The organism is Zestomonas ipomoeae (assembly GCF_057128665.1).
Genome location: NZ_JBSKHQ010000040.1, coordinates 1 through 2,969, shown reverse-complemented (window position 1 = coordinate 2,969; position 2,969 = coordinate 1). Strand labels below are relative to the sequence as shown.

At 47.0% G+C, this 2,969-nt stretch carries 4 protein-coding genes; 3 read left to right on the top strand and 1 reads right to left on the bottom strand.

The window, feature by feature from the left end:
- Positions 1-50: 50 nt before the first annotated feature.
- On the top strand, positions 51-311 hold the full coding sequence (locus tag ACWKV7_RS23585) for an NUDIX hydrolase (RefSeq protein WP_483860144.1): 261 nt from the start codon (positions 51-53) through the stop codon (positions 309-311).
- 7 nt (positions 312-318) lie between these two features.
- On the opposite strand, the gene ACWKV7_RS23580 is transcribed toward ACWKV7_RS23585, so the two are convergent.
- Positions 319-564 (bottom strand): hypothetical protein, encoded by a 246-nt coding sequence (locus tag ACWKV7_RS23580; protein WP_483860143.1) that lies wholly within the window; start codon positions 562-564, stop codon positions 319-321.
- A gap of 1,365 nt (positions 565-1,929) precedes the next feature.
- On the opposite strand from ACWKV7_RS23580, the gene ACWKV7_RS23575 reads away from it, so the two are divergent.
- Both ACWKV7_RS23575 and ACWKV7_RS23570 read left to right on the top strand, forming a co-directional pair.
- On the top strand, positions 1,930-2,376 hold the full coding sequence (locus tag ACWKV7_RS23575) for a hypothetical protein (protein ID WP_483860142.1): 447 nt from the start codon (positions 1,930-1,932) through the stop codon (positions 2,374-2,376).
- Between the two features lie 81 nt (positions 2,377-2,457).
- Complete coding sequence (locus ACWKV7_RS23570) at positions 2,458-2,898, top strand: hypothetical protein (RefSeq protein WP_483860141.1); 441 nt, start codon at positions 2,458-2,460, stop codon at positions 2,896-2,898.
- Positions 2,899-2,969 lie beyond the last annotated feature (71 nt).

Below are 2,969 nucleotides of genomic sequence, written 5' to 3'. Positions count from 1 at the left end.
GGGGCACATCAGCCCAGAGGGCTTCGAGGCCAGGATGAGGGCTTAAACACGTGTCCACGATTGCTGGGCAAGATCAGAACCTGAGCCTGGCGCCCGACACCCTGCGACCGCTCGGGCGCTTCCACGCGCCAGCGGCCAACGAGCCGGATACCTGGGTACAGGCAGACCTGTTCCACGCCCCGCTCCCCCACCCCGTCAGCCCCGCCGCCGAACTGGAAGAGCTGCACTGGCTGGCCGTCGACGCAGCGCTCCCCTGCGAACTGGCCCCGCTGGTCCGGCTGCACGTACTACCGCTGATCTGGCCGACCTGAACGTCCGTTATTCAGCGTTGCGCTCCCAGATCAACTCGCCGTCGCTGCGAACCTCCACCACCTTGGTCAGCGCCGCCTCCGCAGCGGTATCCGCTTCCGAGGCAAGGTCATAGCGATGCCCGTGGGCGACCCGGTGCATATGCACCTGCTCGTCACTGCCCCGCCGCTTGACCGCGATGACCGCCTCGAATGCATCACCGGCCGGAATGGCCGAAGAAATGGCTTCGAACTTCTCGAAATGCTTGCGTGCCATGGGCTTGCCTCCGTCGCTGTCTGACTAGGGGTAGACAGCAAGCAGCAGGGAACGCTCGGCGGTGGGAGATATCGGCATTTCGCTGCTGCTAGCGACAGGCGGAAGCCGGCCAAAAGCTGCCCGTAGGATTCGGCAACCTAGTGCATAGACGGACCGGCATGTCGTGCGGTGGCCGTTCTTGGGATGACAGAATGCCATCCACTCGGCTACTGTCTGCCGACGTACCAATAACACCGCCGGCTTAGTCCCCTAAGCAAAGCCCCGCCCATATTTTTCAAGGGGTTAGAGGTGCTCAGCAGGTATTAGGCACCTGGTTTGGTGTATTTCAACGCCCCATTTAGGGGGGCTAATTATAGTTAGGGTTCAACCATATGGCGCAAGCACCAAGGAAGCGCGGAAAATTAACAATGTTTATTTTTGGATTACTAGCAATAGGGGAATTAGTGATGTCCATAAAGACAAGTCATGGCCCCGACTCTCTAAACGACTCATTCAAGTATTTCTTGGTCGTAGGGATTCCTTTACTATTTGTTTTTTCGTCTATCTATTTGGGGCAAAATTTACGTTTCCCAATTTTTCTAGGATGGGTATGCATACTCACCGGCTTTCTTATACATTATGGTTACTACACAACACACGACCCCTCAAAAGCAATGATACTAGGAGTTAGCGTTATTATTTATTGGCTTTGTGGGGTACTGGCATTAATTTCGGTTTCTTACCAAGAACCCTAACAAATGGTTCAAACCGTTCGCTTCGCTCACTGGGACGGGCTAAAGCCCGCCCCTTAACCAAACGTTATATAAGCAGTTCATACATGGAGGCCGGACTCTGAACAGATTCAGGGATCACCTGAGGTACTTTCTAATAAGTTACTTCTCAAAACATATCTGCCCAGATCGTTTCTCGCTCACCTCCGACGAGGCCAAAAAGAATGACTTCTATGAAGTCAGAATCTACATTCCTGATGCAACAAATGAAGAAATAAAGAAAATCCCCAAGAAAAACAGAGGGGCGTTAAGAGTAAAATTTGAGTTCCTGCCAAATAAAAATGCAGCGCGTTGGGGCGGAATTCTTGCTGGTAGAAAGAAATCTAGAGAAGACGCAGAATTTTCGGAGTGCCTATTATCTAAGGAGTACCTGAGATACTCCAGGATCGACGTCAATTATTATTTTGGCCACTGGGATTTTCGCGATCAGGATTGCTCAACAAGTACACTAGTAAAATTATTCTTGCTAAGGAAAATCCGCGCCGCATACATTTCAATATTAAAACATAAAATTCAGAAAGCAATTAGACAGAAAATAATTTTTAGGAAACTACAAACCCCACTTAGAAGCAAATTTGAAATTTACGAAACCTTAATGAACGATGATAAATTCCTACGCACAGGCACGTTCAGAAAAAGTGAATTATCTAAATCGCTATTTGGCAAGCACTACATAATCGATTACCAGATTTATCAAAAAGTATCACAGTCATTAGACTGGATTCTTGAGTCATGCGCAGAAGACAAAGAAATACAAAAAATCTCTCACGCAAACGACCAAGACCCTTTGTACAAAATCAAAGGCAAAGGAGTCCATTACTTTACAATCACTAAAGAAAGTATAAAAAACAATGATTCTAATCGTGCAATACAAGAACAGCAGGTAAAAATACAGAAGAAAATGTCCTGGCTCACCTTGCTTCTTGTAATAGGAACCTTTATTTCTGTAATTGATAAAATGGAACCTATAACTAAAATCATCAAACAAGTCAAAGAGCAAGGTTTACTTTATCTCCATGAACTCATGCGCATGCTCATATAACAACTGGTTCAAACCGTTCGCTTCGCTCTCTGGGACGGGCTAAAGCCCGCCCCTTAACCAAACGTTAGGTGCATATTCAAAATGCGGGATCGCCAAAAAATTGTGGATATGGTCAGAGACACTGCTGATAGATTTGGCCCGTCCAACCCGCAAGAAATTAAAAAGCTTATCTCCTATTGCAAAAAAGCGTCTGAGCGCAATGTGTTTTTCGCACTATTTTCTTTCTTTTACGACCCATCCCTGCAGGAAAATAAATTTCAACGGCAACGAATTGCAGGTACGTTGCTATTTGAACTGGCGCCCGCATCAGCTCTTGAGCTGGAGGGCTCAATTTATGCAGCAGCAAAAATCTGGGATTACAGCATTGAAGAATTGCCATGGTATTGGTGCAAAACGTTTGACAAAGAAAATGTTCTTAATTTTCTGAACGATCTACTGCCAGACATTGAAGACGAAGAAACTATAAAAAGCGTTAAAACTATGTTGTTTTGGTGCAGTGGCTTCGAGCAACAATGCACCTAACAACTTATATGGACTCTCCCCACAAGCAGTGAGGACAGCTTTTTTCGATCCTGTCGTCAGCGCGGTTGCAT

Excerpts from the sequence above, each read along its gene's own strand:
- ACWKV7_RS23580 (WP_483860143.1), bottom strand. The coding sequence starts at position 564 with ATGGCACGCAAGCATTTCGAGAAGTTCGAAGCCATTTCTTCGGCCATT.
- ACWKV7_RS23575 (WP_483860142.1), top strand. The coding sequence starts at position 1,930 with ATGAACGATGATAAATTCCTACGCACAGGCACGTTCAGAAAAAGTGAA.
- ACWKV7_RS23570 (WP_483860141.1), top strand. The coding sequence starts at position 2,458 with ATGCGGGATCGCCAAAAAATTGTGGATATGGTCAGAGACACTGCTGAT.